The organism is Variovorax sp. P4_D9 (assembly GCF_056401695.1).
Genome location: NZ_JBFUIU010001198.1, coordinates 1 through 2096 on the forward strand (window position 1 = coordinate 1; position 2096 = coordinate 2096).

Consider the following 2096-nt stretch of genomic DNA (forward strand, 5'->3'; position numbering starts at 1 on the left):
CAGCTGCGCGGCGTCGAGAGCCAGGGCATGCTGTGTTCGGCGCGCGAACTCAAGCTCAGCGAGGACCACGGTGGCCTGCTTGAAATCGCGGCCGATGCACCGGTCGGTGCCGACATCCGCGAGGTTCTGAAGCTCGACGATTCGCTGCTGACCCTCAAGCTGACGCCGAACCTGGCGCATGGATTGAGCGTCTACGGCATCGCGCGCGAGCTCGCGGCGCTGACCGGTGCGCCGCTCAAGAAGCCGGCGATCGCGCCGGTGAAGGCGGCCTTCACCGACAAGCTAGCTGTGAAGGTAGAAGCGCCCGAACTGTGCGGCCGCTTCTCGGGCCGCATCGTGCGTGGCGTCGACACCAAGGTCGCGACGCCTGCCTGGATGGTCGACCGGCTGGCCCGTTGCGGCCAGCGCAGCGTGACGCCGCTGGTCGACATCTCGAACTACGTGATGTTCGAATATGGCCAGCCGACCCACATCTTCGATCTCGACAAGATCCACGGCGGCCTCACGGTGCGCTGGGGCCGGCCGGGCGAGCAGTTGAAGCTGCTCAACGGCAACACGGTCACGGTCGACGAGAAGGTCGGGGTGATCGCCGACGAGCGCGAGGTCGAGTCGCTGGCGGGCATCATGGGCGGCGACGCCACGGCGGTCTCCGATCACACCCGCAACATCTACGTCGAGGCCGCCTTCTGGTGGCCCGAGAGCATCCAGGGCCGCTCGCGCCGCTTCAATTTCTCGACCGATGCGGGGCACCGCTTCGAGCGCGGCGTGGACCCGAGCCGCACGGTCGAGATCATCGAGCGCATCACGCAGCTGGTGACCGAGATCTGCGGCGGCCAGGCCGGCGCGATGGACGACCAGACGCTGCGGCTGCCCGAAGCCAAGCCCGTGACCCTGCGCGTGGCCCGTACGGCGCGCGTGATCGGCATGCCGCTCACGCAGGCCGAGTGCGCCGACGCGCTGCGCCGCCTGTCGCTGCCGGTGGAGGAGGGCGAGGGCACGCTGGTGGTGACGCCGCCGCCGCATCGTTTCGACCTGYTGATCGAGGAGGACCTGATCGAGGAAGTGGCGCGCCTGATCGGCTACCAGAACCTGCCTACCACGCCGCCGCTGGCGCCGATCACCGCGCGGCTGCAGCCCGAGGCGGAGCGCAGCCGCTTCGCCGTGCGACATCGGCTGGCGGACCTGGGCTACCAGGAGACCATCAACTTCAGCTTCGTCGAGGCCCACTGGGAGCAGGAGCTCGCCGGCAATGCCGATCCGATCCAGCTGCTGAATCCGATCGCCAGCCAAATGAGCGTGATGCGCTCGTCGCTGTTCGGCTCGCTGCTGCATGTGCTCAAGTTCAACCTCGACCGCAAGGCGACGCAGGTGCGTGTCTTCGAGCTCGGCCGCGTGTTTCTGCGCGATGCCGCGGTCGTCACCACCGACAGCACCGTAAAAGGTATCCACCAGCCGATGCGGGTGGCCGGCCTGGCCTGGGGCGATGCCGAAGAGGGGCGCTGGGAAGGCAAGGCCGAACGGGTCGATTTCTTCGACATCAAGGGCGACGTCGAGGCCCTGCTGGCCCCGCGCCTGCCGACCTTCGAGTCGGTCGAACATCCGGCACTGCACCCGGGGCGTGCAGCGCGCGTGCTGCTCGACGGCCGCGCCATCGGCGTGGTCGGCGAGCTGCATCCGCGCTGGCGCCAGAAGTGGGAATTCGCGCAGGCGCCGATCCTGTTCGAGCTCGAGCTCGAAGCGGTCACGGCGCATCCGGTGCCGGTCGCCAAGCCGGTGCCCAAGCTGCAGCCGGTCGAGCGCGACCTCGCGCTGGTGGTGGCCGAGTCGGTCACGCACGACGCGCTGATGGGCGCCATCCGCGCCGCGTCCGACGCCAGCCTGCTGCGCGATCTGGCGCTGTTCGACATCTATCGTCCGACGGTCGGTCGCGACGGCGCCGTGGCTGCAGGTGGCTTGGCGGCGGGCGAGAAGAGCATGGCCGTTCGCCTCAGCTTCGGCAGCGACAGCGCATTGACAGACGAGCAGGTCGAAGCGGCGGTGCGCAAGATCATCGATCAACTCGGCGCCCGGCTCGGTGCCCGACTGCGGGTATGAAT

General features: G+C 68.7%; 1 protein-coding gene. It reads left to right on the top strand.

Annotated features, from left to right (window positions below):
* Positions 1 to 2094, top strand: a 2094-nt coding sequence (gene pheT / locus AC1DY5_RS52930) for a phenylalanine--tRNA ligase subunit beta (protein ID WP_478122233.1), incomplete at its 5' end; no start/stop codon positions are given.
* Between the last annotated feature and the right edge of the window lie 2 nt (positions 2095 to 2096).